This is a genomic window from Bariatricus sp. SGI.154, assembly GCF_050313795.1.
GTDB lineage: Bacteria > Bacillota > Clostridia > Lachnospirales > Lachnospiraceae > CAMBRQ01.
Genome location: NZ_JBNPMC010000072.1, coordinates 1 through 3,113, shown reverse-complemented (window position 1 = coordinate 3,113; position 3,113 = coordinate 1). Strand labels below are relative to the sequence as shown.

Sequence of the window (3,113 nt, the reverse complement as noted above, 5' to 3'; positions counted from 1 at the left end):
TGTTATTGACCTCTTAAAATAGCGTAATAATGATTAGCTTGCGTGTCTCTGGATTGTTCTGTATACTGTCATCAGTTTACAGAAAGAAAAAAGTCTCAGAGCACCTTCCCTGGAAAGTCGTGTACTCTGAGACCTGGTCGCTAAAACCATGGTTATTATATCAGACTATACGTTAACCCTCAAGGGGAATTCAGGTGTTTTTTGTTGAGAGCAGTGTGACCAGCCATATATGTCCCAGATGTCAGGGGATTCTTGCCTACCGGGATTCACGCGTACGTATCCGAAGGAAAGAAGGCGGACGTAAGGAGCGTCTGATGATACGACGTTTCAGATGTAAAAACTGCCATTCCTATCATAATGAACTTCCGGATTGCCTCTCCCCGTATAAGCATTATGAAACTGAGGTTATATCAGGAGTTCTTGATGGAGTTGTCACTCCTGAAGATGCTGATTCCGAGGACTATCCGTCCATGCAGACCATGCAGCGCTGGCTCCTGTGGTTGCAGGTCAATCTGACCAACATAGAAGGCTACCTTAGAAGTGCCGGCTACAGTATCTTCAGACTTGGGGAAGGAGTCCTCTTCTCCAAAGGTTCACTGCTCGAAGCTATACGAAAAAAATATCAAAGCTGGTTGGAGATCATTCTCCGCCTGATCTATAACAGCGGGGGATTCCTGGTGCCGATCCCCTGGTAGCACTGTGCACCTACTTTGGTTCGTCTGTCACCGGCTGCTTCTGTATAGTGGTCTCAAAGGAGGTCGCTATACTATGAATACAAGCAAAAATCTTATGAAACAACAGTGGCAGGAACAGGAAGCACTCAAACGCTTTCAGCTTATATCTCCCCTTCTCAGGGAAGATATGGATGACGCAAAACGTCTGCAGCTGCGCAGGCAGATTGCACAGGAGAATAACATCTCCGTCCGCTCTCTTTATCGTTACGAGAAAGCATATGCAGAAAGCCAGTTCTCTGGACTCAAACCGGCAGACCGGCAAAAACACAGATCCCAGAGACTTCCGGACAATTTCGATTTTCTTCTGGAACAGGCAATCCAGCTCAGGAAAGAGGTCCCGGAACGGTCTGTTGCACAGATCATCTTCATTCTGGAAGCAGAAGGCTTTGTAGCACCGGGGGTATTAAAACGCCCAACCCTGGAAAGACATCTTTATAAAGCAGGGTTTGGCCGTGAACATATGCAGATGTACAGAGAAGCCCGTGAGAGTTCATCGAAACGCTTCTGCAAACCACACCGCATGATGCTGATCCAGGGAGATATCAAGTATGGTCCCAAACTTCCTATTGGAAAAAACGGTGCCAAAGTACAGACCTATCTGTCCTCGGCTATTGATGACCATTCCAGACGGCTGCTATTCTCCCGGTTCTATGATAATCAGGAAGAAGCGATCATCGAGGATACCTTTCACCAGGCGATCCTGCGTCACGGAACTTTTGATGCCTGTTACTTTGATAACGGATCACAGTATATCGCAAAGCAAATCCGTTTTTCCCTTTCCAAACTCGGCATCCGTGTCATTCATGCAAAGCCGAGAAGCGGAAAAAGCAAAGGCAAGATCGAAAAGTTCCACCAGGTCGTGGATGATTTTATCCGCGAATCGAAGCTGAAGGGTATCAAAAGCCTGGATGAATTAAACCGTCTCTGGGAGATCTTCGCAGACGAGTATTATCACAAGAAATCTCATGAAGGGATCAGTGAGTACTATGAAAGCCTTGGAGCTGCGGTCCCGGAAGAAGGGATCACACCTCTTCAGGAATGGAACCGCGACAGCCGCCCGCTCACTTTCCTGGATGTTTCAGTCGTAGCGGAAGCTTTCCTTCATCACGAAGAACGCAAAGTTGACAAAGGCGGATGTATCAGTTTCCGCGGAATAAAATACGAGACAAAACCATCACTGATTGGGCATAAAGTTGAAATTTCTTATGACCCTGCCGCGCCTGAAACGATCACGGTTTCTTATCCAGGCTATGAACCTTTTACAGCACAGCCTATAAAAATCAGCTCATACTGTGACAAACGTCCCGTATTACCGGCATCCATGCAGGAACAGAAACCGAGCACATCCCGTTTTCTTGATGCTTTAGAAAACCGCCATGCACAGACACAGCGTCAGATGGCTGACGCGATTTCATTTGCATCCTATCGGAAGGAGGCGAATGACAATGTATGAGGCATTCTTCGGTATGGAACACACACCCTTTGTCCGTGATGTTCCGCCTGAAAAGCTGTATGAATCATCTGCTTTTCGCGAGACATTAGGGCGTTTATCCTATGTGGCAGACCGCCAGATGTTTGCGGTTGTAACCGCTGATTCCGGATGTGGGAAATCAACGCTGATCCGCCGGTTTTACTCAGAGCTTCCTAAAGAGGATTACATCGTTCTTTATCTTTCAGACTCAAAGCTGACTCCAAGATGGTTTTATAAGGGGCTGCTGGATCAGCTCGGTCTGGAATCAAGGTTTTATCGGGGAGATTCCAAACGCCAGCTACAGCAGGAAATTGAAATCATCCGTGGAGTACAGCACAAGAAAGTTGTCTGTATCCTTGATGAAGCTCATCTATTGGAAAAAGAAACGCTGGAAGAATTCCGATTTCTTTTGAATTACAAATTTGATTCTGTCAGTCCCATGGCAGTAGTCCTTGTCGGGCAGACAGAACTTTGGGAAAACAAACTGAAGTTACAGCGTTACGCTGCTATTCGCCAGAGAATCGATATGTATTGTACGCTTCCACATCTGGACAGATCGGAAACAGAACAGTACATCGGAAGTCATATGGCGTATTCTGGATGTTCTCAGGAGGTTTTTACTGAAAAAGCAGTGGATGAGATCCACAAGGCATCTGCCGGAATTCCCCGTATGATCAACCGGATCTGCGAAAAGGCACTGATGTATGCCTTCCAACAGCAGAGACGTCTGGTCGATGACTATATGATCAAGTTTGTAGTAGAGCATGAAATGCTCACGGTCACAACTAAGTAAAAGTCAGCCGCCCGTTTTCGGGCGGCGAATCCACCATTATCTATGACAGGCAGTTAAGCAATCTGATGACAATTCGTGTGAGCAGTCTGGTGACAGCTCATGAAATCATTAACAC

At 46.5% G+C, this 3,113-nt stretch carries 3 protein-coding genes; all 3 read left to right on the top strand.

Annotated features, from left to right (window positions below; all coding sequences use genetic code 11):
* Positions 1–194 precede the first annotated feature (194 nt).
* Positions 195–695: a DUF6431 domain-containing protein gene (locus ACQRBN_RS17340; RefSeq protein WP_197702350.1), complete on the top strand. Its 501-nt coding sequence runs from the start codon at positions 195–197 to the stop codon at positions 693–695.
* Between the two features lie 73 nt (positions 696–768).
* Complete coding sequence (locus ACQRBN_RS17335; protein ID WP_154433258.1) at positions 769–2,187, top strand: DDE-type integrase/transposase/recombinase; 1,419 nt, start codon at positions 769–771, stop codon at positions 2,185–2,187.
* Positions 2,174–2,998: an ExeA family protein gene (locus tag ACQRBN_RS17330; RefSeq protein WP_330578382.1), complete on the top strand. Its 825-nt coding sequence runs from the start codon at positions 2,174–2,176 to the stop codon at positions 2,996–2,998. Before ACQRBN_RS17335 ends, ACQRBN_RS17330 begins: the two co-directional genes overlap by 14 nt.
* Positions 2,999–3,113 lie beyond the last annotated feature (115 nt).